At 69.0% G+C, this 26038-nt stretch carries 30 protein-coding genes; 14 read left to right on the top strand and 16 right to left on the bottom strand.

Annotated features, from left to right (window positions below):
• Positions 1 to 2 precede the first annotated feature (2 nt).
• The 3 genes from ACZY1G_RS18255 (at position 3) to ACZY1G_RS18245 (ending at position 4054) form a co-directional block, all read left to right on the top strand.
• Complete coding sequence (locus ACZY1G_RS18255) at positions 3 to 1136, top strand: nitronate monooxygenase (protein WP_463823213.1); 1134 nt, start codon at positions 3 to 5, stop codon at positions 1134 to 1136.
• Positions 1137 to 1214: 78 nt separating this feature from the next.
• Positions 1215 to 1808: a TetR/AcrR family transcriptional regulator gene (locus tag ACZY1G_RS18250; protein WP_463816124.1), complete on the top strand. Its 594-nt coding sequence runs from the start codon at positions 1215 to 1217 to the stop codon at positions 1806 to 1808.
• Complete coding sequence (locus ACZY1G_RS18245) at positions 1805 to 4054, top strand: molybdopterin-dependent oxidoreductase (protein WP_463823212.1); 2250 nt, start codon at positions 1805 to 1807, stop codon at positions 4052 to 4054. The genes ACZY1G_RS18250 and ACZY1G_RS18245 overlap by 4 nt, the downstream gene beginning before the upstream one ends.
• A 44-nt stretch (positions 4055 to 4098) precedes the next feature.
• On the opposite strand, the gene ACZY1G_RS18240 is transcribed toward ACZY1G_RS18245, so the two are convergent.
• Positions 4099 to 4599 (bottom strand): hypothetical protein, encoded by a 501-nt coding sequence (locus tag ACZY1G_RS18240; RefSeq protein WP_463823211.1) that lies wholly within the window; start codon positions 4597 to 4599, stop codon positions 4099 to 4101.
• Positions 4600 to 4771: 172 nt separating this feature from the next.
• On the opposite strand from ACZY1G_RS18240, the gene ACZY1G_RS18235 reads away from it, so the two are divergent.
• Positions 4772 to 6028, top strand: coding sequence for a cytochrome P450 (locus ACZY1G_RS18235; protein ID WP_463823210.1), 1257 nt, complete (start codon positions 4772 to 4774; stop codon positions 6026 to 6028).
• On the opposite strand, the gene ACZY1G_RS18230 is transcribed toward ACZY1G_RS18235, so the two are convergent.
• On the bottom strand, positions 5995 to 7317 hold the full coding sequence (locus tag ACZY1G_RS18230; protein ID WP_463823209.1) for an FAD-dependent oxidoreductase: 1323 nt from the start codon (positions 7315 to 7317) through the stop codon (positions 5995 to 5997). The two genes, ACZY1G_RS18235 and ACZY1G_RS18230, sit on opposite strands and share 34 nt — an antisense overlap.
• Before the next feature lie 56 nt (positions 7318 to 7373).
• Between ACZY1G_RS18230 and ACZY1G_RS18225 the strand changes: the two genes are divergently transcribed.
• A complete protein-coding gene (locus tag ACZY1G_RS18225; RefSeq protein ID WP_463823208.1) occupies positions 7374 to 8018 on the top strand; it encodes a TetR/AcrR family transcriptional regulator in 645 nt (214 codons plus the stop codon).
• Here the strand turns inward: ACZY1G_RS18225 and ACZY1G_RS18220 are convergent.
• Positions 8015 to 8299 carry a hypothetical protein gene (locus tag ACZY1G_RS18220; RefSeq protein ID WP_463823207.1) on the bottom strand — a complete coding sequence of 95 codons (285 nt, stop codon included), beginning with the start codon at positions 8297 to 8299 and terminating at the stop codon, positions 8015 to 8017. The two genes, ACZY1G_RS18225 and ACZY1G_RS18220, sit on opposite strands and share 4 nt — an antisense overlap.
• An 85-nt stretch (positions 8300 to 8384) precedes the next feature.
• Here ACZY1G_RS18220 and ACZY1G_RS18215 point away from each other — a divergent pair, with 85 nt between their 5' ends.
• Both ACZY1G_RS18215 and ACZY1G_RS18210 read left to right on the top strand, forming a co-directional pair.
• Positions 8385 to 9161, top strand: a complete 777-nt coding sequence (locus ACZY1G_RS18215) for an MmyB family transcriptional regulator (RefSeq protein WP_463823206.1) — start codon at positions 8385 to 8387, stop codon at positions 9159 to 9161.
• A 65-nt stretch (positions 9162 to 9226) separates the two neighbouring features.
• Positions 9227 to 9652: a lipoprotein LpqH gene (locus ACZY1G_RS18210; protein WP_463823205.1), complete on the top strand. Its 426-nt coding sequence runs from the start codon at positions 9227 to 9229 to the stop codon at positions 9650 to 9652.
• On the opposite strand, the gene ACZY1G_RS18205 is transcribed toward ACZY1G_RS18210, so the two are convergent.
• The 5 genes from ACZY1G_RS18205 to ACZY1G_RS18185 all read right to left on the bottom strand — a co-directional run bounded on the left by ACZY1G_RS18205 (position 9637) and on the right by ACZY1G_RS18185 (position 13545).
• A complete protein-coding gene (locus ACZY1G_RS18205; RefSeq protein WP_463816113.1) occupies positions 9637 to 9801 on the bottom strand; it encodes a hypothetical protein in 165 nt (54 codons plus the stop codon). The two genes, ACZY1G_RS18210 and ACZY1G_RS18205, sit on opposite strands and share 16 nt — an antisense overlap.
• Positions 9802 to 9876: 75 nt before the next feature.
• Positions 9877 to 10614 (bottom strand): L,D-transpeptidase, encoded by a 738-nt coding sequence (locus ACZY1G_RS18200; protein WP_463823410.1) that lies wholly within the window; start codon positions 10612 to 10614, stop codon positions 9877 to 9879.
• Between the two features lie 116 nt (positions 10615 to 10730).
• Positions 10731 to 11339: a Pr6Pr family membrane protein gene (locus ACZY1G_RS18195; protein WP_463823204.1), complete on the bottom strand. Its 609-nt coding sequence runs from the start codon at positions 11337 to 11339 to the stop codon at positions 10731 to 10733.
• A gap of 4 nt (positions 11340 to 11343) precedes the next feature.
• Positions 11344 to 12540, bottom strand: coding sequence for a DUF7159 family protein (locus ACZY1G_RS18190; RefSeq protein WP_463823203.1), 1197 nt, complete (start codon positions 12538 to 12540; stop codon positions 11344 to 11346).
• Between the two features lie 57 nt (positions 12541 to 12597).
• Complete coding sequence (locus ACZY1G_RS18185) at positions 12598 to 13545, bottom strand: threonine ammonia-lyase (protein WP_463823202.1); 948 nt, start codon at positions 13543 to 13545, stop codon at positions 12598 to 12600.
• A 35-nt stretch (positions 13546 to 13580) separates the two neighbouring features.
• Between ACZY1G_RS18185 and ACZY1G_RS18180 the strand changes: the two genes are divergently transcribed.
• Positions 13581 to 14012 (top strand): acyl-CoA thioesterase, encoded by a 432-nt coding sequence (locus ACZY1G_RS18180; RefSeq protein WP_463816109.1) that lies wholly within the window; start codon positions 13581 to 13583, stop codon positions 14010 to 14012.
• 16 nt (positions 14013 to 14028) lie between these two features.
• Positions 14029 to 15084: an agmatinase gene (gene speB, locus ACZY1G_RS18175; protein WP_463816108.1), complete on the top strand. Its 1056-nt coding sequence runs from the start codon at positions 14029 to 14031 to the stop codon at positions 15082 to 15084.
• Positions 15085 to 15109: 25 nt separating this feature from the next.
• Here speB and ACZY1G_RS18170 read toward each other — a convergent pair whose 3' ends face one another.
• Positions 15110 to 15994: a cyclopropane mycolic acid synthase family methyltransferase gene (locus tag ACZY1G_RS18170; protein WP_463816107.1), complete on the bottom strand. Its 885-nt coding sequence runs from the start codon at positions 15992 to 15994 to the stop codon at positions 15110 to 15112.
• 207 nt (positions 15995 to 16201) lie between these two features.
• Between ACZY1G_RS18170 and ACZY1G_RS18165 the strand changes: the two genes are divergently transcribed.
• The 3 genes from ACZY1G_RS18165 to ACZY1G_RS18155 all read left to right on the top strand — a co-directional run bounded on the left by ACZY1G_RS18165 (position 16202) and on the right by ACZY1G_RS18155 (position 18203).
• Complete coding sequence (locus ACZY1G_RS18165) at positions 16202 to 16411, top strand: hypothetical protein (protein ID WP_463816106.1); 210 nt, start codon at positions 16202 to 16204, stop codon at positions 16409 to 16411.
• Positions 16412 to 16485: 74 nt separating this feature from the next.
• Positions 16486 to 16881, top strand: a complete 396-nt coding sequence (locus tag ACZY1G_RS18160) for a hypothetical protein (protein ID WP_463816105.1) — start codon at positions 16486 to 16488, stop codon at positions 16879 to 16881.
• A 17-nt stretch (positions 16882 to 16898) separates the two neighbouring features.
• Positions 16899 to 18203, top strand: a complete 1305-nt coding sequence (locus ACZY1G_RS18155; RefSeq protein ID WP_463823201.1) for a cytochrome P450 — start codon at positions 16899 to 16901, stop codon at positions 18201 to 18203.
• Here ACZY1G_RS18155 and ACZY1G_RS18150 read toward each other — a convergent pair whose 3' ends face one another.
• The 3 genes from ACZY1G_RS18150 to ACZY1G_RS18140 all read right to left on the bottom strand — a co-directional run bounded on the left by ACZY1G_RS18150 (position 18204) and on the right by ACZY1G_RS18140 (position 20931).
• The gene (locus ACZY1G_RS18150; RefSeq protein ID WP_463816103.1) at positions 18204 to 18710 is read right to left on the bottom strand and encodes a hypothetical protein; all 507 of its coding nucleotides are present in this window, start codon (positions 18708 to 18710) and stop codon (positions 18204 to 18206) included.
• Positions 18711 to 18799: 89 nt separating this feature from the next.
• On the bottom strand, positions 18800 to 19906 hold the full coding sequence (locus ACZY1G_RS18145) for a glycosyltransferase (RefSeq protein ID WP_463816102.1): 1107 nt from the start codon (positions 19904 to 19906) through the stop codon (positions 18800 to 18802).
• Positions 19907 to 19998: 92 nt separating this feature from the next.
• Positions 19999 to 20931 (bottom strand): dienelactone hydrolase family protein, encoded by a 933-nt coding sequence (locus ACZY1G_RS18140; RefSeq protein ID WP_463816101.1) that lies wholly within the window; start codon positions 20929 to 20931, stop codon positions 19999 to 20001.
• 106 nt (positions 20932 to 21037) lie between these two features.
• On the opposite strand from ACZY1G_RS18140, the gene ACZY1G_RS18135 reads away from it, so the two are divergent.
• Entirely contained in the window at positions 21038 to 22828 is a 1791-nt protein-coding gene (locus tag ACZY1G_RS18135) for an N-acyl-D-amino-acid deacylase family protein (protein WP_463816508.1), read from the top strand.
• Entirely contained in the window at positions 22818 to 23261 is a 444-nt protein-coding gene (locus tag ACZY1G_RS18130) for a nuclear transport factor 2 family protein (RefSeq protein ID WP_463816100.1), read from the top strand. Before ACZY1G_RS18135 ends, ACZY1G_RS18130 begins: the two co-directional genes overlap by 11 nt.
• 4 nt (positions 23262 to 23265) lie before the next feature.
• On the opposite strand, the gene ACZY1G_RS18125 is transcribed toward ACZY1G_RS18130, so the two are convergent.
• The 4 genes from ACZY1G_RS18125 to ACZY1G_RS18110 are packed head-to-tail and all read right to left on the bottom strand — an operon-like array spanning position 23266 to position 26024.
• On the bottom strand, positions 23266 to 23751 hold the full coding sequence (locus ACZY1G_RS18125; RefSeq protein WP_463816099.1) for an SRPBCC family protein: 486 nt from the start codon (positions 23749 to 23751) through the stop codon (positions 23266 to 23268).
• Positions 23752 to 23753: 2 nt separating this feature from the next.
• A complete protein-coding gene (locus ACZY1G_RS18120; protein WP_463816098.1) occupies positions 23754 to 24110 on the bottom strand; it encodes an ArsR/SmtB family transcription factor in 357 nt (118 codons plus the stop codon).
• 49 nt (positions 24111 to 24159) lie between these two features.
• Positions 24160 to 25512, bottom strand: a complete 1353-nt coding sequence (locus ACZY1G_RS18115) for a type I glutamate--ammonia ligase (RefSeq protein WP_463816097.1) — start codon at positions 25510 to 25512, stop codon at positions 24160 to 24162.
• A gap of 29 nt (positions 25513 to 25541) precedes the next feature.
• Positions 25542 to 26024, bottom strand: a complete 483-nt coding sequence (locus tag ACZY1G_RS18110) for a carboxymuconolactone decarboxylase family protein (protein ID WP_463823200.1) — start codon at positions 26022 to 26024, stop codon at positions 25542 to 25544.
• Between the last annotated feature and the right edge of the window lie 14 nt (positions 26025 to 26038).

Here is a 26038-nt window from a genome sequence, read left to right as displayed (position 1 = left end):
CTATGCATACTCCCCTGTGCGACCAACTCGGCATCGAGTTCCCGATCTTCGCCTTCACCCACTGCCGCGACGTGGTGGTCGCAGTGAGCAAGGCCGGCGGCTTCGGCGTGCTCGGGGCGGTCGGCTTCACCCCCGAGCAGCTCGAAATCGAGCTGAACTGGATCGACGAGCACATCGGCGACCATCCCTACGGCGTCGACATCGTGATCCCGAACAAATACGAGGGCTCCGACGCCGCGGACATGGACCCCGAGGTGCTGAAGAAGACGCTCAACGACCTGGTGCCCCAGGAGCACATCGAGTTCGCGAAGAGGATCCTGTCCGAGCACGGGGTGCCCGTCGAGCACAGTGATGACGACGCCCTGCAGCTGCTCGGCTGGACCGAGGCGACGGCCACCCCGCAGGTCGAGGTGGCGCTGCAGCACCCGAAGGTGACGATGATCGCCAACGCCCTCGGTACCCCGCCGGCCGACATGATCGCCCACATCCACGAGCAGGGTCGCGTCGTGGCGGCACTCTGTGGATCTCCCTACCAGGCCCGCAAGCACGCCGACGCCGGCGTCGACATCATCATCGCCCAGGGCGGCGAGGCCGGCGGGCACTGCGGCGACATCGGCTCGATCGTGCTGTGGCCGCAGGTCGTCAAGGAGGTCGCACCCGTTCCGGTGCTGGCCGCAGGCGGTATCGGCAGCGGCCAGCAGATCGCCGCGGCGCTGGCGCTGGGCGCACAGGGCGCCTGGACCGGTTCGCAGTGGGTGATGGTCGAAGAGTCCGAGCACACGCCGGTACAGCACGCCGCATACGCGAAGGCGACCAGCCGGGACACGGTGCGCAGCCGGTCCTTCACCGGCAAGCCGGCGCGGATGCTCAAGAACGACTGGACCGAGGCGTGGGAGAACCCGGAGAACCCCCAGCCGCTCGGTATGCCGTTGCAGTACATGGTGTCGGGTATGGCGGTGGCCGCGACGCACAAGTACCCCAACGAGTCGGTCGACGTCGCCTTCAATCCCGTCGGTCAGGTCGTCGGCCAGTTCACCAAGGTCGAGAAGACCGCCACAGTGATCGAACGCTGGGTGCAGGAGTACCTCGAGGCGACGGGCCGCCTCTCCGAACTGAACGAGGCCGCCGCCGTCTAGCGATTTCGGCGTGGTTGTCGTCGCCCACCGACGACAATCACGCCCAATTCGCGCCAGCGGTTATGTATGGTTGCATACATGACCAGTCCCCGTGAGCGCATGGTCGTCTCGGCTGCGTTGCTGATCCGGGAGCGCGGCGCCCAGTCCACCGCAATCGCCGACGTGCTCGAACACAGCGGCGCACCCCGCGGGTCGGCCTACCACTACTTCCCCGGCGGACGCACCCAACTGCTCTGCGAGGCCGTCGATTACGCCGCCGACTACATGGCCAGCCACCTCGACGCTGCACCGTCATGTCTCGACGCGCTGGAGGAGCTGTTCTCCCGGCAGGCCCAACTGCTGCGCGACAGCGACTTTCGTGCGGGCTGCCCCGTGGTCGCGGTGGCCGTCGAAGCCGGCGACCCCGGTGCGGCCGAGCGGCCCGTCCTCGACCGCGCCGCTGCGGCGTTCTCCCGGTGGCGCGAGGCGCTTGCCACCCGATTGCGTGCCGACGGCGTCGCAGGCGACCGCGCCGACGACCTCGCCGTGTTCACACTGTCGGCGTTCGAGGGGGCGATCGTCATCGCGCGGGCCCAGCGCGACGACGAAGCGCTGCGCCGGGCACAGACCCTCCTCGCGGAGATGATTCGCGCGGCACTACCCGCCGCCACGAGAGAGCGAGCGACGCCATGACCGACACGACCGCTGATTGGCAGCCGACCGCCTGCATCTTGTGCGAATGCAACTGCGGCATCGTCGTCCAGGTCGAGGAGCGCAAGCTCGCCCGCATCCGCGGAGACAAGAACCATCCGGCATCGCAGGGCTACACGTGCAACAAGGCGCTGCGGCTGGATCACTATCAAAACCAGCGCAACCGGCTGACCTCGCCGATGCGTCGCCGGCCAGACGGCACCTACGAGGACATCGACTGGGACACAGCGATATCGGAGATCGCCGCCGGTTTCGCCGCGGTCGCCGACATCCACGGTGGCGACAAGATCCTCTACTACGGAGGCGGCGGGCAGGGAAACCACCTCGGCGGCGCATACAGCGGCGCCTTCCTCAAGGCGCTCGGCTCCTACCACCGGTCCAATGCGCTGGCCCAGGAGAAGACCGGCGAACACTGGGTCGACGCCCACTTCTACGGCGGCCACACCCGCGGCGAGTTCGATCATGCCGAGGTGTCGGTGTTCGTGGGCAAGAACCCGTGGATGTCGCAGAGCTTTCCGCGTGCGCGCGTGGTGCTCAACGAGATCGCCAAGGATCCGGCGCGTTCGATGATCGTGATCGATCCCGTGCTCACCGACACCGCGAAGATGGCGGATTTCCACCTGCGCGTGCGCCCCGGTGCCGACGCCTGGTGCCTGGCCGCGCTCGCGGCGCTGCTGGTGCAGGAAAACCTTTGCGACGAAGCCTTTCTCGCAGAGCACGTCAGCGGCGCCGACGAGGTGCGCGCCGTGCTTGCACAGGTACCCGTGGCCGACTACGCCGCCCGCTGCGGGGTCGACGAGCAGCTGCTGCGGGACGCGGCCCGCCGCATCGCCCGCGCCGACAGCGTCGCGGTGTTCGAAGACCTCGGCGTGCAGCAGTCGGTGAACAGCACGCTGTGCTCGTATCTGAACAAGATGCTGTGGTTACTGACCGGCAACTTCGCCAAACCGGGCTCCCAGCATCTGCATTCGTCGTTCGCGCCCCTGTTCAGACCCGGCGGTGTCGGCCGCACGCCGGTCACCGGTGCGCCGATCATCGGCGGCTTGATGCCGAGCAACGTGGTGCCGGACGAGATCCTCACCGACCACCCCGAGCGTTTCCGCGCGCTGATCGTGGAGAGCAGCAACCCAGCGCATTCGATCGCGGACTCGCGAGCCGTGCGCGCGGCGTTCGAGAGCCTGGAACTGCTCGTCGTCATCGACGTGGCGATGACCGAAACGGCGCGGCTGGCGCACTACGTGCTGCCCGCCGCCAGCCAGTTCGAGAAGGCCGAAGCCACGTTCTTCAATCTCGAGTTCCCGCGCAACACCTTTCACCTCCGCCATCGGTTGATGGAGCCGTTGGAGGGCACACTGCCCGAACCCGAGATCTGGGCCCGTCTCACCCGCGCACTCGGCGTCGTCGACGAAGCCGAGCTCGCACCGCTGCGCGAGGCCGCCGAGCGCGGTCTCGACGAGTTCGCGGCGGCGTTCCTGGCTGCCGTCGGCGCGAATCCGGGCCTGGCCAAGGTACTTCCGTTCGTGCTGTACGAGACGCTGGGTGCGACGCTGCCCGACGGCCTGGCCGGCGCGGCCGCTCTGTGGGGGCTGGCGCAGAAGACCGCCATGACCTATCCGGATGCGGTGCGGCGCGCCGGCCACGTCGACGGCAACGCGCTGTTCGAGGCCATCCTCACCGGGCGCTCGGGGATCACCTTCACCGTGCACGAGTACGAGGACGACTTCACTCTGATCACACATCCGGACCGCAGGATCGCGATCGCGATACCCGAGATGCTGGCCGAAGTGGAGAAGCTGGCCTCAGAACCCGTGCAACTCACCTCATCGGAGTTCCCGTTCGTGCTCTCGGCCGGAGAGCGTCGCGCCTTCACCGCCAACGACATCCTGCGCGATCCCAGTTGGCGTACCCGGGATGCGCAGGGGGCACTGCGGGTCAATCCGGCGGACGCGGCCGCGTTGGGGTTGACCGACGGCGGCCCGGCTCGCATCACCACCGCAGCGGGCACGGCCGAGGCCGTCGTCGAGATCAGCGACGCGATGCTGCCCGGGCACGCCTCACTGCCCAACGGGTTCGGGGTGGACTACGTCGACGCCGAAGGCGACACCGTGGCGCCCGGAGTCGCACCCAACGCGCTCACGTCGAGTCGATGGCGCGACGCCTATGCGGGCACTCCGTTGCACAAGCACGTGCCTGCGCGCATCGAGGCGATGGTGGCCACCGCGCTTTAGGAGGCCAGCGCTTTAGGAGGCCAGCGCTTTAAGGGGCCAGCGCTCTAGGGTGCCAGCGGAGCCGGAACAGGCGCAGGTGCCGGTGCGGCCGGCGCCGGCGGGGTGGGCTGCATGCCGGGCGTCGCCGACATCGGGCGCTGCGTGAGCAGCAGCAGAGCATCCGAGCCTGACACCTCCTGGGTCTGCATCGAATGCCAGAGGTCACGCAGATACCCCAGACGGGTCTGCGGTGCCGGGGTCTCGGTGGTGCCCGGGGGCAGGTTCTCGGGGCTGGACAGGTGCGGCACCTCGGCGGGCGGCGCTGCAGCGACATCGGGTGCGCCACCGGCCAGTGCTTGGACCGGCGCTCCCGGCACCGCGGCCTGATCCGGCGGCAGCTGGACAGGGGCAGGAACCGGGGCCGGTGGCGGAACCGCGGGACCGGGATCGGCGGCCGCGGTGGGCGCACACACCAGCAGCACCGCGATCGCGGCGGCGCCCACAGCAGAAGCGGTCCTGACCTGCCATCCGATCATCACCGGTTCCCCCTTCGGAGGTGCGGCCACGATGCAGGCCGCCTTGGGATCATTGTCACCCTGTGCTTCTCCCCCGGAGTCACATTCGTTACAGCTCACTTCGATCGAACTCCGCGAAGTCGGCGCCCCGAGCCCTGCCGGTGGTGTAGGTATCGAATACGAGCGCCCCATGACGGCCTTCATCACGGCAAGGAGCCACAGTATGCCGACTCCGGTCTTCCCCCCTGGATTCGACTTCACCGATCCGGATCTCAACTGCGAGCGACTTCCGGTCGAGGAGCTGGCCGCGCTGCGGCGCGCCGCACCCATCTGGTGGAACGAGCAGACCTCAGGCGGCGCCGGCCCGTTCGGCGACGGCGGTTACTGGGTGGTCACCAAACACCGGGACGTCAAGGAGATCTCGAAACGCAGCGACGTCTTCTCCAGCCTGGAGAAGACCGCGCTCCCCCGCTATCCAGAGGGCTCGACGGGCGAGCAGATCGAGACCGGCAAGTTCGTGCTGCTCAACATGGACGCCCCGCACCACACCCATCTGCGCAAGATCGTCTCCCGCGGCTTCACCCCGCGCGCGGTGGAACGCCTGCGCGCCGACCTCGACACCCGCGCGCAGGACATCGCCAAGACCGCGGCGGCCGCAGGCGCCGGCGACTTCGTCGAACAGGTCTCGTGCGAACTCCCGCTGCAGGCCATCGCCGGGCTGCTCGGCGTGCCGATCGAGGACCGCAAGAAGCTCTTCGACTGGTCCAACCAGATGGTCAGTGACGACGACCCAGAGTTCGCGCACTACGACAACCGCAATGCCGCAACGGAATTGATCATGTACGCGATGCAACTCGCGGCCCAGCGCGCGGAACAGCCGGGCGAGGACATCGTCACCAAGCTGGTGGAAGCCGACGTGGACGGCCACAAGCTCTCCGACGACGAGTTCGGGTTCTTCATGGTGCTGCTCGCCGTCGCGGGCAATGAGACGACCCGCAACTCGATCACCCACGGCATGATCGCGTTCACCGAGCATCCCGACCAGTGGGAGCTGTTCAAGGCGCAGCGCCCAGTCACCGCGGTCGACGAGATCGTGCGTTGGGCGACGCCGGTGACCTCGTTCCAGCGCACCGCGCTGTGCGACTACGAACTGTCCGGCGTGCCGATCAAGAAGGGCCAGCGGGTCGTGATGTCCTACCGCTCGGCCAACTTCGACGAAGAGGTGTTCTCCGACCCCTATTCGTTCGACATCATGCGCGACCCGAATCCGCACGTCGGCTTCGGCGGCACCGGGGCGCACTACTGCATCGGCGCCAACCTGGCCCGCATGACCATCGAGTTGATGTTCAACGCCATCGCCGACCACCTGCCGGACCTGCAGTCCATCGGGACGCCGCAACGTCTCCGCTCCGGATGGCTGAACGGCATCAAGCACTGGCAGGTCGACTACACCGGCACGGGCTGCCCGGTCGCCCACTGAGCGCAGAGCTCGCCGAGCTCCGCCCGGGTGGGTCCAGCGGCCGTCGGCGGCTGCCACCCCGACGCGTAGACCGCGCGGGCCCGGCACTGTAGGCGGTCGAGGCTGGCCGGTAACGCCTGCATCCGGTCGTAGCCGGCGACATCGGCGCGCAGCGACCGGTCCGCGGCTGCTGCGGCCACGACGAGGTCTGAGGGCAGCGCGCGGTTCAGGTCCACCGCACCACCAGCCCATCGACGAAGTCGATCCCCGTCGGAGCGCACGTGGTCGAGGAACCAGGGGCGGATGTGGGCGCGGCACCATTCGTCGAACCGGACGGCCACTGTTCCGGCGTCAGTCGGCGAGTGTTGCAGTAGATCGATCAGCGTACGTGCCTGCCGGAACGCCAGCGTGATGCCGCGGCCGGCCAATGGCGTGGTGGTGCAGACGGAGTCGCCGACGGCGAGAAGTCCCGGCAGTACCGGTCTCCCGGCGCCGTCGACCTGGGTGCGATAGGTGTTGTGCAGTCGGCCGCCGGGCAACACGGGGGTGAAGGGGTGAGCTCGCTCGATCCAGTCGGCCAGCAGCGGGATTGCCCGTGCGGCGGCCTCGAACACGTCAGGCTGGCGCAGCAGTTTCAGGCGGGGGTCGGTGCCGTCGTGGGTGATCGTGACGGAGAACGTCCCGGCATCGTGCAGGAACGCGACGGCGAAGTAGCCGGCCAAGCTCAAGGACAGCCCGACCGGGGCGTTGATCGGTCCCGGGTCGGCGCCGACGAGTCGGTACTGGCGGGTGACATAGGTGGCGCCGCACGGGACCTGATCACCCACGGCGCCGAGGTGACGCAGGATGCGCCCGCTGCGGCCGGACGCGTCGATCACCAGGTCGGCGGACACCGCCGTGCCGTCGACGTCGATCCCGACCGCACGATCCCCGTCCCTCAGAACCCGGTCGACGTGGCCGGTGACCAGCGTCAGTCCTGGTTGGCGCCGGGCGATCGTCCACAGCACCCGTTCGAGAACCTCCCGCCGGCACCGCATGGCGATCGCGGTGCCGTCCTCGCCGGTGACGACGGCGGCTCCGACGCTGCGCAATGACACCAGCGCGTCGGGGATCTCGCTGTCGAGCAGTTCCACCACGGGCCCACGAAATGTGTGAGCGTGCGCGAACTGCATCACGCCCCGGCGCCGCCATGTGATGCCGGGGATGGGCCCGGGATCACGATCGACGACGACCACCCTTCGCCCTCGACGGGCCAGCGCGATCGCGGTGAACAATCCCGTCGGCCCGGCGCCGATGATGACTGTGGCCACAACACCCTCACTTAAGGTAACTTGCGGTGTAATGAATACATTAACGGTCACCCATAATGGATGAATCTGTCAAGCGGGGATACCGCTCCCCTCTGCGCAGCGCTCAGGCCGCGGCCACGCGACGCCGCATCGTCGCAGCAGCCGCCGACCTCTTCGTCGCGGCGGGCTTCGCCGCCACCTCGGTGGACGCAATCGCGGCCGCAGCGGAGGTCAGCAGGAAGACGGTGTTCACCGCGGTCGGCGGGAAGGCAGAGCTCCTGGCGCTGGCGTTGGATTGGGCGGTGGCAGGCGACGATGCACCGGTGCCGCTGACAGAGCGCTCGGAGATGATCGCGCTACTCGCGATGCAGGATCCGGTCGCGATCCTGCACCAGTGGGCTCGCGTGCTCACCGACATCGACTCGCGGGTCGCCGAGCTGTTCATCGTCCTGGAGAACGCGGCGAGCGTCGACGACGCGGCGCAGGCCCTGTTCGATCGGATGGCCGATCAGCGCCGCGCGGGGGCCAGAGCCGTTGTCGCGGCGGTCGGCGCAGCAGGCGGGCTTCGCAACGACCTGCGCCGTTCCGAGGCCGTCGATCTGGCCGCGTTGTTCACCGAGCCGATGCTCTACAGCCGACTCGTGACACATCGTGGCTGGCCGCGGCGGACATTCGAGGCGTGGCTGGCTGCCACACTGTGCGATCAGCTGCTGACGCGCTAGCTCGGATAGTCGATGACCGAGCGCCAGTAGTCATCACCGAGCTCGCCGCCCGCCCGCAGCACGACGGCCAGCCCGGTCGCCATGGCCAGCCCCAGAACGCCGAGCCACAGGCCGGCCACTGCGATCAGCACCCACAACCCCGCCGTCACCGCAGGCCACGGCGACACCGCGGCGAGCACGGGCGCGAAGAAGAACCCCGTGCCCAGGTACCACGCCGAGCCGGCTCGATCGCAAACCAGGACGATGCGCAGCCAGCGGGGCGTGGCGGTCATCTCGGACATGCCTCCACGATTCGCGCCTGGGGTAAAGGGTGCAATTACCTCCGAGGTAGTGGCGCCGACTACCGGTCGGGGCCAGACTCGGGTGATGGCGGTACGGGACGCGCCACCAGCCACGGTGGGCGCGATGGTGCGGCGTTGGCGTATGCGACGCCGCCTGAGCCAGCTCGAGCTCGCACTGGAAGCAGACGTCTCGGCGCGCCATGTCAGCTTCGTCGAGACGGGCCGTGCGACACCCAGCCGGGCGATGGTGTTGCGGCTGGCTGATGTCCTCGACGTGCCTCGGCGCGAGCAGAACCGGATGCTGATGGCCGCCGGACACGCACCGGCCTACACCGAGCGGCCCCTTGACGCTCCCGACATGGCGTCCGTGCATGCCGGCGTGGCGCGGGTGCTCGAGGCCTACGACCCGTACCCATGCGTCGTCGTGAACCGGGTCTGGGACCTGCTGCGCGCCAACGCCGGTGCCGGCGTGCTGCTCGCAGGCGTCGCGCCGCACCTGCTGGACCGGCCCAATGCCCTGCGTATCGCCCTGCATCCCGAGGGACTCGCACCGCGCATCCGCAACCTGGGCCAGTGGCGCGCCCATCTGATCGCGCGGCTGCACCGGGAGGCGGCGGCCGACGACACCGGGGACCTCTCCGCACTGCTCGACGAGATCAGCGGCTACCCGGGCGGAGACGATCGATCCCTCGACCTCGGCGGGGTGGCGGTGCCGCTGGATCTCGTCACACCTGACGGCGTCGAACTCCGGTTGCTCTCGACGGTCACGACGTTCGGAACCGCGCTGGACCTCACCGCCGCGGAGCTCAGCATCGAGGCGTTCCTGCCTGCTGACGCCGCCACAGCGCGGGCATTGGGGTGACGCCTCGCGCGGATTGCGCGGGAAGTCCCCGGGCAACGGCTCATCACCGCATAGAGTCGGGCGCCATGGAGACTCGACATCTCGCCGCGATCGTCGCCGTCGGCGGAGCCGTCCTGGGGTTGACGGCGTGCTCATCGCCCGAGCCTGCACTCGGCGGCACTACGGCAACCGTTGCGATCGACGGCAACGATGCCGGGGGCGCGTTTCCGGTGACGTGCCGGCAGACGGGCTTCACCTGGTACATCCAGACGGCGGGCAAGGACAAGGGGTTCACCGCCGTGCTGGCGATGGACGGGCCGCCCAAGGCCGAATCCGTCGAATTCCGAGACGTCGCAGGCTTTTCCGGCAACTTCTGGAAGGGCAACATGGGCGACGCCGAGGTGACCGGTCAGCAGGGGCGGTACACGATCACCGGCACCGCGGACGGCAACTTCACCGCGACGCCGAGCGACGACGCCAAGGCGAAGTTCCGTATTCAGACCAACTGCTGAGCGAGTCTTTCTTCATAGCGGGCGATCTCGACGAGGTTGTCGTGCGCCTCGACGCTGACCTCCTCGCCGCTCATCATCCGCAGCATGGGTGAGTCCCCGATCTGGGACACATCCGCCAGGTTGGCTGTCGCGTGTGCGTGATCGCGCATGATCGCACCTCCGTCGTCGATGACAGAGGATTACCCCGCCGGCGGCCGACGAATATGACGGTGTGGTGACCCCCGTCAGGCCTGGACGATGATGGGATCGCCGACGCTGACGGTGTCGAAGTACCACGCGGCGTTGTCCGGGCTGAGGTTGATGCAGCCGTGGCTGACGTTCGCGTAGCCCTGCGAGCCCACTGACCACGGGGCGGAGTGCACGTAGACACCGCCCCAGGTGACGCGGACGGCGTCGGCGACGGTCAGCTTGTAGCCCTCGGGGTCCGACAGCGGGATGCCGATCGTCCGCGAATCCATGACCACGGACTTCTGCTTCTCCAGCGCGGTGAAACTCCCGATCGGCGTGGTGTGCTTCGGCTTGCCCATCGACGCGGGCATCTCCCGTGCGACGACGCCGTCGATGCTCACGGTGAACGTGTGCGCGTCGAGGTCCGCGACCCCGACGACCGAGGAGCCGGTCTGGAAACTGGTGGCGAATCCCCCCACCGAGACGTCGATGGGTGCGTGCGCCGGGAAGAACTGCGTGGGGGTCCACTGCATGGTCCGGTCGTCGAGCCACGAGAACGTGCCCTGGGCCGGCCCGCCGTCCGACGGCCGCACCGCGAAGGAACTCTCGACGGCGCTGCGGTCGGGTACCGCGGCGGTGAACGTCACCGTGACGGGATGGGCCACGCCGACGGTCTCACCGGGCGACGGCGACATCTCGCTGATCGTCGACGGGAGGGTCGGTACCGCGGTGCCGATGGCTCCGACCGCCGACGGTCCTACCGAGAGGCCGGTCATGACGACCACCGATCCCATCACTGCCGCGATGCGGACGATGGAGGATCGGAGTCGGTTGTGTTCACGTGAGGCGCTCGCCACGGTGCCATCCTAGGTAATCGACGGGTTTGACCCCTGTTGACCGACTATCGCGGTCACGAGGGTGAACGTTTCACTCCACCGCCGACGGCCAGCAACGCATATCCCAGCGCCAGCACGCCGACGGCCAGCACCGCGACGTTGGCGGCGACCGCGCCTGCGCCGACGCTGTCGACATCGAGGAAGAAGTAGGGCGCACGCCGGCCCAGGTCGTTGAGCACCAGCAGCGCCACCACCAGATACGCCGCCGGGAACGCGAGCCAGGCGACCGGATGCCACCACGCCAGCGTCGACCTCGTCGGCACTGTTGCCGGTTCGGGGCGCCGCCCCACCAGGATCCAGTCGCACAGGGCGAGCACCGGTACGACGCAGTGCAGCAGCAGGTTCGCGACGGTGTAGCCCATGCTGCGCTCGACCAGGAACAGGTTCCACACCACTCCGGCCATGACCAGGTACAGAACGACCGCCCCGCGCAGCCCGGCGCGGCTGTCGGCCCGCGGTCGGACCAGCGTCCAGAGGTAGTAGGCGGCCGCGGCGATGTTGACCTGGTAGGTGAACGTCACCAGGCGCCACCACAGACCACGCTCGGAGGTCACGCCGACGACGAGCAGTGCCGCTGCAACGGCCAGGACTATCCCGACGCGAAGGCCGATACGCAGGGTCACGTCCTCAGGGTAGAGGCGGTGGCGGCGGAGGAGCCGGCTCGACGACCGGCGGCTGCTCGTCGCGTACCCCGGCCAACCGATCGCGGATGCGCTGCAGCAGGCCCGGCTGCTGCTCGGGCACCGGTGGTGGTGCAACGACCGGCGGCGGTGGCGGCGGCACCGCGTCGACCGGCGGCACCGCGTCGACCGGCAGCGGGTCGGTGCTCTCGATCGGCGCCGGCTCCGGCGCCGGAGCGTCCTCGACCGGGGCGGGCTCAGGCGCCGGCTCCTCCGTGGCGGGGGCTTCGTCTACGGGCGGCGGAGCGACGGGAGGCGGCGGCGGGGCGATCGGCGCGACCGGGGCGGCCGGGGTCACGGTCGTTGCGGCCGGTCGCACCGGCGGGGCGGGCCGAACGGGGACGAACTGCAGACCCAGCGCTGCGGAGACCGACACGACGAATGCGACCAGGCCGCCGGCCAGCATCGCTGCCGGACCCACGCGCCGCAGCCGCTCCGACGCGCCCTGCGGCGCAGGCGGCGCCTGTGTCTGCGCGAAATCGTCGTCGATCCACCAGCCGTCGGCGCTGGGGGCGCAGGCCAGCGCCGCTCCCCGCGCCAGCGCCAGTTGGGCTTCGGCGGGCGAGAACACCGGCACGGCCAACGCGTCCTCGAGCACGGGCGCGATCCCGTCGAGGTCCTCGGCCGAGCCGACGAGCACCAGCGCCTCGGGCTCCCAGTCCGTGCGGGCGAAGACCGCGCTCAGCCACCCGATCAGGTCTTCCTCGGTGATCACGGAGCTGTTGACGGCGGTCTGCACCGCGCCGTCGTCCGGGGTGACGACCAGAGCGATCAGCTGTCCCGGCTCCACGACGCACACCGCGGTGGTGTGGTAGCCCATCACCTCGGCGATCCCGCGGGCCAGCGCATCGGTGGCCTCGGAGAGCTGCACGGGCACGATGGTGTGGCCGGACTCGGTGAGCTCTTTGAGCAGCAGTGACGCCTCGGTCCGCGCGTCGTCGCTCCAGGTCATGCCGATGGACTGCACGCGCTGACCGCGCTGCGCAGCCAGCGCCTCGGTGCGTCGCACGGCTTCGGCGGCCTGCTGCGACGTCGCCACCTCGACACCGGTGCCGGTCATCGCCTCGCCGTCAGCGTCCTGCCCGTGCACCAGGACCAGTCCGACAGCCGACGACGTCACCGACAGCCCGAGTACTGCGTCCACGAACCACTCCTTCGTCGCGGCGACCTTACCCGCAGTACCTCCGGTGACGCATGTCCGTCAGGCGAGGGTCTGGGCCAGCAAACGCGGTTCGATGTTGCCGCCGGACAGGATCACCACGGTCGGACCCGGTGGCGTGGTGTGCCGGCGGTAGGCCGCGAGCGCGACGGCCCCGCTGGGTTCGGCGACCAGATGGCCCCGCTGGGCGAATTCGCGGACGCCGGAGAGTATGTCGTCCTCTGTGACGGTGAGCACGTCGTCGAGGACGTGGCGCAGATGCGTGAACGTCAGCTCGGACGGCTGCGAACGCAGTCCGTCGGCGACGGTCCGGTTGCGCTCGGTGACCGGCCAATCCACGCGCTCGCCGGTCCGTAGCCCCTCGGCGGCATCGGCGGCCAGCTCGGGTTCCACGCCGAGCACCACCGCCGTCGGGCACAGCGCCTTGATCGCCACCCCGATACCCGAGGACAGTCCGCCCCCGCTGACCGGAACCAGCACCGTGGCCACATCCGGGAGGTCCTCGGCGATCTCCAGGCCGATCGTGCCCTGACCGGCGATGACGTCGCGGTGGTCGAACGGCGGGATCATCACCCCACCGGTTTCGGCGACCACCTCGGCAGCGACGGCCTCGCGCTGGCCCGCCCCGCACAGCACCACACGAGCCCCGTGCGCCCGGGTCGCGGCCACCTTCACCTCGGGCGTCTCTTCCGGCATCACTATGTGCGCCCGCAGACCAAACGTGGCTGCGGCGTAAGCGACGGCCTGGGCGTGGTTGCCGCTGCTGTAGGCGACCACGTCGGTGACCGACCCGGGCTGTGCCATCACGGCGGTGAGCGCGTTGAACGCGCCGCGCACCTTGAACGCGCCGATCGCCTGCAGGTTCTCGGGCTTGACCCACAGCGGGCGCTCGGGGTCGCCCCACGGCGCGGGTATCAGCGGAGTCCGCACGACGTGGGTGCGGATGCGCTGCGCGGCAACGCGGATGTCGTCGATCGTCACGAGCTGCATGGCTCGAGTCTGCCTCACCCTTACAGTCGTCGATGATGGCCGGATACGCGCTGCCCGTGGTGCCCCGCTACGCAGAGATCGATCAGCAGGGCGTGGTGTTCAACGGCCACTACCTCACCTGGTTCGACGAGGCGTGCACCGGATTTCTCGACCACTGCGGTGTCGTCTACGCCGAGATGATCGCGGGCGGCTACGACTTCCAGGTCGTGCACAGCGAGATCGACTTCGCCGCCCCGGTGCGCTGGCGCGACGTCGTGCGGGTCAGCGCAGCCTGCGCCAGGGTGGGCACCACGAGCTTCACGATCGAGTTCGCGGTGCGCCGCCGTGCAGCCGCAGACCCCGAGGACGCGGAGCAGGTCGCGGTGCGCGGAGCCAACACCTATGTCGTGGTGTCGACCGACGACTGGGCCAAGCGGCCCGTGCCGGACGAGCTGCGCACCGCGTTGACGGGCCGCGGCATCGCCTGACCGGTACGGTCCTCGCATGGGCCACGGTCACGATCACGGACATCAGCGCGATCTTCCGCCCGGCATGGTCGAGCAGTTGGAACTCGCCTACGCGGGGGTGGCGTCGTTCGGGCACCGCCCGTTCCTCACCGAGACCAGCCAGCTCGACTCCTGGAAACCCGACGTCGCGATCGTCGGCGCGCCGTTCGACATCGCGACCACCAACCGTCCCGGTGCTCGGTTCGGTCCGCGGGCCATCCGTGCCACGGCCTACGAGCCGGGGACCTATCACATGGACCTGGGCCTGGAGATCTTCGACTGGCTCGAGGTCGTCGACTTCGGTGACGCGTACTGCCCGCACGGGCAGACCGAGGTGTCGCACCAGAACATCAAGGACCGAGTGGCCGCGATCGCCAGCCGCGGCATCGTGCCGGTGATCCTGGGCGGTGACCATTCGATCACGTGGCCCGCCGCGACCGCGGTCGCCGATGTGCACGGATACGGCAACGTCGGCATCGTGCACTTCGACGCCCACGCCGACACCGCCGACGAGATCGAGGGCAACCTGGCCAGCCACGGCACCCCGATGCGCCGGCTCATCGAGTCGGGTGCGGTGCCCGGCTCGCACTTCGTGCAGGTCGGTCTGCGCGGTTACTGGCCACCGCAGGACACGTTCGAGTGGATGCAAGAGCAGAAGATGACCTGGCATACGATGCAGGAGATCTGGGAGCGTGGCTTCAAGGCGGTGATGGCCGACGCGGTCGGCGAGGCGCTGGCCAAGGCGGACAAGCTCTACGTCTCGGTCGACATCGATGTGCTCGATCCGGCGCACGCACCGGGCACCGGGACCCCGGAGCCGGGCGGTATCACCAGCGCGGATCTGCTCCGGATGGTGCGCCAGCTCTGCTACGAGCACGACGTGGCCGGCGTGGACGTCGTCGAGGTGGCGCCCGCCTACGACCACGCCGAGCTGACGGTCAACGCCGCCCACCGGGTGGTGTTCGAGGCGCTCGCCGGCATGGCTGCCCGGCGCCGCGATGCCGCCGGCGGCGAGCCGGGACAACCGGCGAAGTCGTACCTGAAGCCGAGCTGATCAGGCCCGTCGCGGGCCGAGCTGATCAGGCTTTGGTCAGGGTGAACTGGCAGATGTCGGTGTAGCCGTCACGGAACAGATCGGCGCAGCCGGTCAGGTACTTCATGTACCGCTCGTAGACCTCGTCGGACTGGATCGCGATGGCCTGGTCCTTGTTGGACTCCAGCGCGGCGGCCCACAGATCCAGCGTGCGCGCGTAGTGCAGCCGCAGCGGCTGGACCAGCCCGACTCCGAAACCGGCCTTGGTCGCGTGCGTCTTGACCTTGACCGGCTGCGGCAGGTCACCACCGGGGAAGATCTCGTCCATGATGAACTTGAAGAATCTGATCTTGGTCATCGTGACCGGCAGGTTCCTGGCCGCGAACTCGTCGTCGTCGGGCTTGACGATGGTGTGCAGCATCATCACGCCGTCGGCGGGCAGCACGTCGTGGGCCCGGCTGAAGAACTCGTCGTAACGATCACGGCCGAAGTGCTCGAACGCACCGATCGACACGATGCGGTCCACCGGCTCGTGGAACTGCTCCCACCCCTGCAGCAGCACGCGCTTGCTGCGCGGGCTGTCGAGTCCGTCGAGCACCTTCTGTACGTGGGCCTGCTGGTTGCGGCTCAGCGTCAGGCCGATGACGTTGACGTCGTACTTCTCGACGGCTCGCTTGATCGTCGCGCCCCAGCCGCAGCCGATGTCGAGCAGCGTCATGCCGGGCTCGAGGCCGAGCTTGCCCAGCGACAGGTCGATCTTGGCCAGCTGAGCTTCCTCGAGGGTCATGTCGTCACGCTCGAAGTAGGCACAGCTGTAGGTCTGCGTGGGATCCAGGAACAACCGGTAGAAGTCGTCCGAGAGGTCGTAGTGCGACTGGACGTCCTCGAAATGCGGAGTCAGGTCCTGGGTTCCGTTGGTGGTGTCTGGCAAATCACTGACCTTTGAATCTCGAGTGCTTGCGAGGTGGCCCCACCGTCTTCGAGGGCCTGTCTCGTCCGGGGCGGAAGTTGCTACGCACAGTACCCGAGCAGGCTGGACCAACGTGAATCGCCGGGCGGGCATGTCCGCCCCCGCGCCGGGCGAACTATCGTGGGGAGACCGCCGAACCCGCCCATCGACTCTCGGAGGTATTCCACCGTGACGACACCCCAGGACGATCCGTTCGACGATGCTCCCGAGGCCGACGTGGCTGAGCAGCGCGTGCCGATCGACCCCGCCGATGACGCCGCTGACGGGGCCTGGCGAGATGCCGACCGGGTGGCCGGCGAGCGGGACTGGCAGGCCAGCGAGGCCGACCTGATCGAGCAGACGATCGACGTCCCGATCGACGACGACTTCGACCGCTGACCCCCCGACGGCTCGTCAGAGACTCGACACACACGCCGCGGTTGCGCCGTCGGCAAGTCGGGTAACTCGCTGACGTGAGTGACGCGAGTGATGCCACGGTCGAGGCCGTCGGCAAGGTGACCGAAGCGCTCGAGTGGGTGGAACGTGCTCGCGGACACCTGTATTCGTTCCACCAGCTGATGGGCCACGCCGACCTGCTCCTCGGGGAGGCGTGCGACGCGCTGCGCGAGGCGGGTCACGACGATGTCGCCCAGCGCATCGAGACCGAACTCGTGGGCCGCAACGTGCTCGAGGGGCGGTGGACCTTCCAGGTCGTCGAGGAGTTCGACGACAGCTACTGGCAGGTCGTTCGCGACCACGAGAAGCGCGTCCGCGACGACCTGGTCGGCGGGCAACGCCACCTGCACGAGGCGCGAATGAAGGAGGACCGTCGCACACATGGCCGAAAGGGTCATGAAGCGCGGCCCTGACGCTACGCTCGGGTCACATGAGCAGCCCCGAACTCGGCACGACACTCGGGGATCTCACCCGGGTGAACGGAACTCCCCCACCGGACATCGCCCTTGGCGACGTCGACCTGGGGTCGTGGGATTTCTGGGGGCTCGACGACGACATCCGTGACGGAGCGTTCGCCACGCTGCGCCGGGAGGCGCCCATCCGGTTCTTCGAGGCCTTCGTCGCCGACCCGGATGCGGAGGTGGCCGGTCACTGGGCGCTCACCCGCTACGACGACGTGTTCTACGCCAGCAGGCATCCCGAGATCTTCAGCTCGGCGCTCGGTATCGTGATCGGGGATCAATCCCCGGAGCTGGCCGAGTATTTCGGCTCGATGATCGCGATGGACGATCCCCGCCACACTCGGCTGCGCAACATCGTCCGCAGTGCGTTCACCCCGAAAGTGCTTGCGCTGATCGAAGATTCCGTGCGGGCGCGGGCGGCGCGGCTGGTGGCCGACATGGTGGCGAACCACCCCGACGGCCGGGCTGATCTGGTCGCCGAGTTCTCCGGGCCGCTCCCGCTGCAGGTCATCTGCGACATGATGGGCATCCCTGAATCCGATCATCAGCGAGTCTTCCACTGGACCAACGTGATCCTGGGTTTCGGGGATCCCGACATCGCCACCGACTTCGAGGAGTTCGTCTCGGTCGCGATGGCGATCGGGGCGTACGCCACCGCACTGGCCGAGGACCGGCGCGAGCATCCCGCCGACGATCTGACCACCGCCCTGGTCGCCGCCGAACTCGACGGCGAACGGCTCACCTCGGCCGAGGTGGCGTCCTTCTTCATCCTGCTCGTCGTGGCAGGCAACGAGACGACGCGCAACGCGATCAGTCACGGTGTGTTGGCGCTCAGCCGCTTCCCGGCACAGCGCGACCTGTGGTGGGCCGATTACGCGGGCATCGCCCCGACCGCGGTCGAGGAGATCGTGCGCTGGGCGTCACCGGTGGCCTACATGCGACGGACCGCGACCCGCGACGTGGAACTCGGTGGGGTGCGGATCGCCGCCGGCGACAAGGTGAGCCTGTGGTACGGCTCCGCCAACCGCGACGAGTCCAAGTTCGCCGACCCGTGGACGTTCGACGTGCGCCGCCACCCGAACCCGCACGTCGGGTTCGGCGGCGGCGGGGCGCACTTCTGCCTGGGGGCCAATCTGGCCCGCCGCGAGATCACCGTCGCGTTCGAGGAGCTGCACCGCGCCGTGCCCGATCTGCGCGCCGTCGGTGAACCCGACCGGCTGCAGTCGGCGTTCATCCACGGCATCAAGCGGCTACCGGTGGTCTGGGCCGTCTGATCAGTTCCTGGTGACGTCGGGAGCGACGCGATGGGTGTCGCGTCCGGTGTCACGGGCGACATCAGGGTCGACGGTGCCGTGATGGCTGTCCTGGCTGCTGTGGCGTCCGCCGGCGACCGCGCCGTTGTCCTCGGCGGAGACGTCAGTGTCTGACCGGCGGACTCGCGGGTCGAGCTTGTCGGCATGCTCGCGGCGCTCGTCGAGATGCTGCTGGGAGCTGGTCAGCGCGTCGCGACGGCCCGCCGCGGTATCCGCCAGGCGCGCGGCTTCGGCGGCTTTGGCCTCGGCCTCGGCCTGCGCGGCTCGGGCTTTCGCCTCGGTCTCTTCCACCAGCGTGGCCTGGCGCTGCACGCGCTGGCTGTCGTGCTGGACTTCCTCGCGGATCCGGTCGGCTTCGGCGGCGCGGCGCTTGTTCCGGGACTTGCGTGCGAGGACCACGATCAGGGCGATGACGACGATCGCGGCGACGGCGGCCACCACGATCCAGACTGTGTTGTTGCTGTCCATGACGGCTCCTCGGCTCATGCGGGGCCGTTCGGCGTTGACGACCCCATCAATATGCGCTCGGATGCCCGGGTGGTTACGGAGCTAAACCGCTAGTGCAGACGCAGTGCACTGAGCATGCCGGCTGCCGACCGCGGCCAGGTGAAGTCCTCGGCCCGGCGGCGGGCGCTGCGCCTGCGCTGCTCTTCCGGCCGGCTGATCACGGAGGCGACGGCGCGCGCGATGGCGCGTGGATCGTTGTCCGCGACAGCCCCGCTGTCCTGGGTGAGGATCTCGGTGAGCGCCGAGGTCCGCGACACCACGGCGGGCGTTCCGCAGGCGAGCGCTTCGAGCGCGGCGAGTCCGAAGGTCTCGTGCGGGCCCGGGGCAAGGGCCACGTCGGCGCTGGCGAGGATCGTCGCCACGGTGTCGCGACACCCCACGAATCCGGTGAAGTCGACCGGAAGACCCCGCGCCTGCCGTTGCAGGCGAGCCCGCAGCGGCCCGTCACCGACCACCACCAGACGGGCATCGACTCCCGAATCACGCAGCGCAGCAACAGCATCGATGCTCTGGTGCGGATGCTTCTCCATCGAGAGGCGGCCGCAGTGCACCAGCAGCGTCTGTCCGGGTCCGGCCCAGCGCGCCCGCATGGCCGTGGAGCGGTGGCGCGGATGGAACTGGTCGAGGTCGACGCCGAGGGGCACCGTCACCAGGTTCGTCACGCCGATGCGGTCGAATTCCTCGCGCGCGAACGTGGTCGTGCATACCACCACGTCGTAGGTGGCGGCCGTCCGGCGGTTTGCGGCGTTGGCCACCGCGCGCGCCCACCGCGTGGGCAGGACCTGGCCCACGAGCCGGTCGAGCCGTTCGTGGGAGATCATCGCCGTGGACACGCCGTGACGGCGGCCCCACGGCCCCAGCGAGCGGAGCGTCAGCCGGTCGGACACCTCCAACGCATCGGGGCGCAGCGCATCGAGCAACGCCGTGACGGGGCGCGGAGACACCGCGCGGTAGCCCCCGGTGAACGGAATCTCGAACGCGGGCAGCGTGATTCGTATGACGCCGCTCGCGGTGGCCGTCCATTCACGCCGGGGGCCGGGCACGACGAGGAACACGTCGTGCCCCGCCGCGCGGTACTCCGCGCCGAGCCGGTCGACCGCGGTGCGCAGGCCTCCGGATCGGGGCCCGTAGAAGTTGGCCACCTGGACGACCCGCATGGTGGCATCAGAGCGTGCCCGGGTGTGCGGAAGTCGACGGCGGGGTGGCGCGGCGCCGAACACCCGGTGGCGGCCCCTGGCAACCGGCGGGATCAGCCGACGTGGACCACGAGCCAGTCCAGCGTGCGGCGCCATGCGTCGTCGGCCGCCGTCTGGTCGAACCGTTCACCCGTGTCGTTGAAGAACGCGTGGTTGGCACCCGGCTCGGTGACGAGTTCGTGCACCAGCCCGGCCTTCTCGAGGGCGGCACGGGCGACCGGTTCGGTGGCGTTGACGCGCTGGTCGAGCGCTCCGTAGAAGCCGAGCACCGCCACCCCGGCGGACTTCGAGAAGTCGGGGTCATCGGGGGTGGGACCATAGAAGGGGAACGCCGCGGCCAGCTGCGGGACCCCGCTGTCGAGGAGGCGCCACACCAGTCCCCCGCCCATGCAGAACCCGATGGCGGCGAGCTTGCGCCCGGGGGTGCGTCGCGCCACCTCGGCGATCCCGGACTGCAGGTCGGCCACCATGTCGGCCGGCGGGCGCTCCCCGAGCGCGGCGGTGGCCGCCGCGGGGTCGGTGAACGTGGCGGTGCCGCCGCGACCCGACAGCAGGTCGACGGCGAGGCTCGAGTACCCGGCGCCGGCGAGCCGGCCGGCGACCGATCGCACCCAGTCGGTGAGCCCTTTGTTCTCGTGGATGACCAGGATGCCCCCGCGCGCGTCGGCGGCCTCTGCCCACGCACCCTGCAGCGCTCCGGCGGGGCCGGCCCAGGTCACCGGCGTGGTGGGCAGCGCCCCGGCCTGCCCGGGAGGCTGCCGTGGGGCAGGCGAGGCGGATGCGGGTGTGCCGGAGGAGCCTGACGGGCTCGACGAGCTGGCCGGGGCAGTGCGAGCGTTGTCGGCACAGGCCGCGATCAGCGCCGATGCGCCGGCCGCGCTCACCCCCAGCAGGGCCAGCCGACGCAGTGCCTCGCGTCGCGAGAGCAGGCCCTCGACGTGATCGGTGGCGATTTCTTCGGCGATGTAGCGCTGCAGCGGCGTCACCTTCTCAATTATGCGCCGTGGGTTCGGTAGACAATCCGAAAAAAGTGTTCACGATGTCGTTGACACGTGTCGTGTCGACCTGTTCGATGGGGACGTGAGCAGCGCTGTGACGTACGACACGATCATCCGCAACGGACGTTGGTTCGACGGCACCGGAGCTCCGTCGGCCGTGCGCACCATCGCGATCAAAGACGGTCACGTCGCAGCCATCACCGAGGACGACCTCGCCGGGGCCGAGTGTGCCCAGGTGATCGATGCGGATGGCAAGTGGGTGCTGCCCGGCATGCTCGACATCCACACCCACTACGACGTCGAGGTGCTGAGCGGGCCTGCGCTGTCGGAGTCGCTGCGCCACGGCGTCACCACGGTGCTCCTCGGCTCCTGTTCGCTGTCGACCGTCTATGTCGACGGCGGTGACGCCGGCGACATCTTCGGCCGGGTGGAGGCCATCCCTCGCGAGCACGTGGTGGCCGCGATCGAGCAGCACAAGACCTGGCGAAACGGCGAGGAGTACATCGCAGCGCTCGAGGACCGACCGCTGGGGCCCAACGTCGCGGCGTTCATCGGTCACTCGGACATGCGTGCCGCGGTGATGGGTCTGGACCGCGCCACCCGCTCCGAGGAGCGCCCAAGCGCAGCCGAGCAGGCCCAGATGGAGCGCATGCTCGCCGAGGCGCTACGCGCCGGATTCGTCGGAATGTCCTCGCAGCAACTGCTTTTCGACAAGCTCGACGGTGAGGTGTGCCGGTCGCGGACCCTGCCCTCGACCTACGCCAAGCCGCGGGAGCTGCGCCGGCTCAAGGCGCTGCTGCGGCGCGCGGGCCGAGTCTTGCAGTCCGGACCCGACATCGAGAACCCGTTCAACATCGGTTCGCAGGCATTCCAGTCCCTGGGCATCGTCCGCAACCCCCTCAAGACAAGCCTGCTCTCGGCCGCCGACGTCAAGTCCAACCCGGTGGCGGTCAAGATCCTCGGTCCGCTCGCCCGGCTGGTCAACGGCCTGGGTGGCGACTTCCGCTGGCAGCACCTGCCCGTGCCGTTCGAGGTGTACGCCGACGGCATCGATCTGGTGATCTTCGAGGAGTTCGGCGCCGGAGCGGCCGCCCTGCACCTGCGCGACGAGGTGGAGCGCAACGCACTGCTGCGCGACGAGAACTACCGGCGCCGGTTCCGCCGCGACTACGACGCGAAGTTCGGCATGCGGGTCTGGCATCGGGACTTCTTCGACGCCGAGATCGTGGACTGCCCCGACGCCTCGGTGATCGGCAAGTCGTTCGGTCAGGTCGGGCGGGATCGCGGCGGGCTGCATCCGGTGGATGCGTTCCTCGACCTGGTACTCGACCACGGCACGGCGCTGCGGTGGCGGACCACGATCTCCAACCATCGGCCCGAGGTGCTCAAAGCGCTGGCGCGCGATCCCGGTGTGCAGATGGGGTTCTCCGACGCCGGTGCCCACCTGCGCAACATGGCGTTCTACAACATGGGGTTGCGGTTGTTGCGGCACGTCCGCGACGCCGAACGGGCGGGCACGCCGTTCATGAGCATCGAGGCTGCGGTGCACCGGCTCACCGGTGAACTGGCCGACTGGTACCGCATCGACGCCGGGCATCTGCGGATCGGCGACCGTGCCGACGTCGTGGTCATCGATCCCGAGCGGCTCGACGAGTCACTGGACCGCTACGCCGAATCGCCGGTCGAGCAGTATGGCGGGCTCCCCCGAATGGTCAACCGCAACGACGAGACGGTGCTCGCGGTGCTGGTCGGTGGGCGCGCGGTGTTCCGCGACGGAGAGCTCACCGACCTCGTCGGGACGCAACGCACCGGCCGGTTCCTACGCGCCGCGCACCGCGTCCGGGCCCTGTCGGCGGCGCCCGATGAGTTGACTCGTGTCGGCTGAGCAGACCGTCGCAGCCCTGTGGACTGCGCTTTCTGCGCGCGACTGGGACGGCGTCATGACTCATCTGAGCGCCGACTGCATCTACCTCGACGTGCCGGTCGGCCCGGCCGCTGCCGCGCGCGGACCGGTCGACATCGTCAAGAGGCTGAAGATCGGCCTGCAGCCCCTGGCGTCCTACGAGAACTTCCCTGGCCTGATGGTCAGCAACGGCAGCGACGTGATGTACGAACATCACGAGCAATGGCATTGGCCGACAGGCGAATCCGCGGTCCTGCCATTCGTCACGGTGCACCGGGTGACAGACGGCAAGGTCTCGCTGTGGAAGGACTACTGGGACATGAGCGCGCTCGCTAACCATGCTCCGCCGAGCTGGCTGGAAGACTTCGCGACCGCGGACATGTCCTGGGTGTTCGACGCCACCGGCATGGTGTGACGCGTCAGGCTCCGAGCAGGCCGTCGATCTGATTGGTGGCCGCTGTGGCGCCTTCGATCATGCCCATGTCGAGTACCTGCTGCAGCGCCTCGACCGAGGCGTATGTGCTGACGTAGGTCGCGCGGGTGCCTCCGTCGTTGTCGGCGAACGTGAACACGTTCTTCGACACCGGCAGATCGGTTTTGGGGGTGAAGTCGGGTTCGGCGAAACCGTCGTCGAAGCTGAACCCGTGCGGCTCGTCGACCGCGGTCACCTCCCAGTAACCGGCGAACTTCTCGCCCTCCGGGCCCGTCATGTAGTAGGTGACACGGCCACCGGGACGCAGATCATGATCAACCACAGTCGCCGGGTATTCCGGTGGCCCCCAGATCTTCTCGAGTTGACGAGGATCGGCGTAGATCTGCCAGATGCGCTCGACGGGCGCGGCGAAGTCGGCGGTGATCGTCAGGCTGCGGGCGTCCAGATCTTGGTGGACATCGGTGACGGGCATGGTCATTCCTCTCGGGTGTTCTCGGATGCTGAGTTCTCGGACGCGATGAGGTCGTCGATGCGGGCGATTCGGCCGCGCCACACCTGTTCCAGCTCGGCGAGCAGCGAGGCCACCGACCGGATCGCGGTGACCTCACCGCTGGCCAGTTGTTCGCGGCCGCGCCGCCGCTTGGTGATCAACCCGGCTCGGTCGAGCACCGCGACGTGCTTCTGCACGGCGGCAAAACTCATGTCGTAATGCGCCGCCAGTGTGGACACCGAGTGCTCGCCCGCCAGAACACGACGCACGATGTCGCGCCGCGTCCGGTCGGCCAATGCATGGAACAACGCGTCTGCGCGGTCCTCATCGAGCACGTCCACCCCCACAACATACAACCGAACGGTTGTATGTTGTCAAGGGCTCACGCGCTCACACACTCCAGGCGAGGCGGAACTTGTCCGCGAGTTCATCGGCGCTCAGGTGGCCATAGGTGGCGTTCTCGTAGCGGCGCACCGCCAGCACCGCGTCCACCACCGGATCGCCCAGGATCGCGCGCAGGGTCGTCGAGCGGTCCAGAGCGTCGAGCACGGTCCGCTGATCGGTGGGCAACACCGTGACGCCGGCGTCTGCGCGCTGCGCCTCCGACAGCGACGACGGATCGACCGCCACCTCCGCTGGCGGGCGAAGGTCCTGCTCGATACCGTCGAGCGCGAGGCCCAGCACGGCGGCCGAGGCCAGATAGGGATTCGCCGACGGGTCGATGATCTTGACCTCGACATTGGCGCCGTACACGTTCGCCGGTCCCGCGGTCATGAAACGCACAGCGGCTTCGCGGTTCTCGGTGCCCCAGCACGCGTAGGCGCCGGCCCAGCTCCCGGGCTGCATCCGCAACCCCGAGACGATGGATCCGCTCAGCACCCCCTGCGCATCCGGGAGGCCGGCGAGCACGCCCGCCACCGCTGACGCGCCCTCATCGGTCATGCCCGCGGGGCCGTCACCGCCAGAGAACAGCGGCGTCTCGTCGCGGACCAGCGAAAAGTGTTGATGCGCGCCCGATCCTACGCTCCCGGCGAACGGCACGGGCGAGAGACTCACGCGTGCACCGTATTTGCGGGCCGCACGACCGATGATGATGCGTATCAGGCTGACCTGGTCCGCGGCGGCGACGGGCGACAGCGGCGCCAGGGAGATCTCGAACTGGTTCGCGCCGTACTCGGGATGGAACTGTTCGATGGCCACCCCGGACGCCGTCGCCGCAGCTGTCACGTCGCGCACGAAGCCCTCGAACTCAAGCACGCCGGCCAGCCCGTACTGGGCCCACAGGTCGGCGGGCAGTGCGGCGCCGTCGGGCCCGACGAGCACGAACTCGATCTCGTGGCCGACCAGCGCCTGCAGACCCGCGTCGGCGAGCCTGTCCTCGATGCGCCGCAGTGTGCCGCGCGTGCAGAACGGATCGACCGTTCCGTCCTGCCTGTGGAAATCGCCAGGCGCCCAGGCGAATCCGTCACCGAGGATGCGGAGCGCGCTGAGATCGATCCGGATTCGCTGGTCCCCGACGACGCCGGTGGCGGGGGTCAACGCGATGCCGGCCTTGTCGATCGTGAACACGTGCCAGACCGGGCTCGCGCCGAGTCCCGGATCGGCAAAGGACCCCATCCGACGCAGCGGAACGGTCTTGGCGTGCATCAGTCCGGCAGGATTGACGACGGTGCCGATCAGCGTGGCGACTCCGTCGGATTCGAGCTGGGCGATCGCCGCGGCGGCGAGCGGTTTGGCGGCCATGCGGCCATTCTGCCGCCGGGCCGGCGCGTTCACAGCGTGATCGCGCAGGCCTGTCCGATGTCGAGGGTGCGCAGCATGCGACCCATCCCGACCCACATCGCGCACGAGATCGCCAGATCGGTGAGCAGTTCGTCGTCGAAGTGCTCCTTGGCCCGGGCCCAGAAGTCCTCGTCGTCACGCAGTGCGGTGTGGTCCGTGGCGAAGCGGTGCGCGAATTCCATCGCGATGCGTTCAGCGTCGCTGTATCCCGGCCACGTCCGCCACTGCGTGGCGTAGTCGTAGAACTCCTCGGTGAGGCCGTTGGCCTCGCCGTCACCGTCGCGCGTGTTCTGGCACGTCACGCATTCGTTGGCGTACGCGATCACGATGCGGGCGGCTTCGCGGGTGCGCATCGGCAGCCGGTTCTTGGTGTACACCGCATTGCTGAACCGGGCCATCGCAGCCCCGAGCTCTGGCGATGTCACCGCGAAACCGGTCACGTCGTCGTCGGCGAAATCCCCGATTCGGCTCATGGCCGAAGTGTAAC

This window comes from Mycobacterium sp. IDUB_5 (assembly GCF_055419565.1).
The sequence above is the reverse complement of the archived record's forward strand: the minus strand, read 5'-3'. Positions and strand labels throughout refer to the sequence as shown.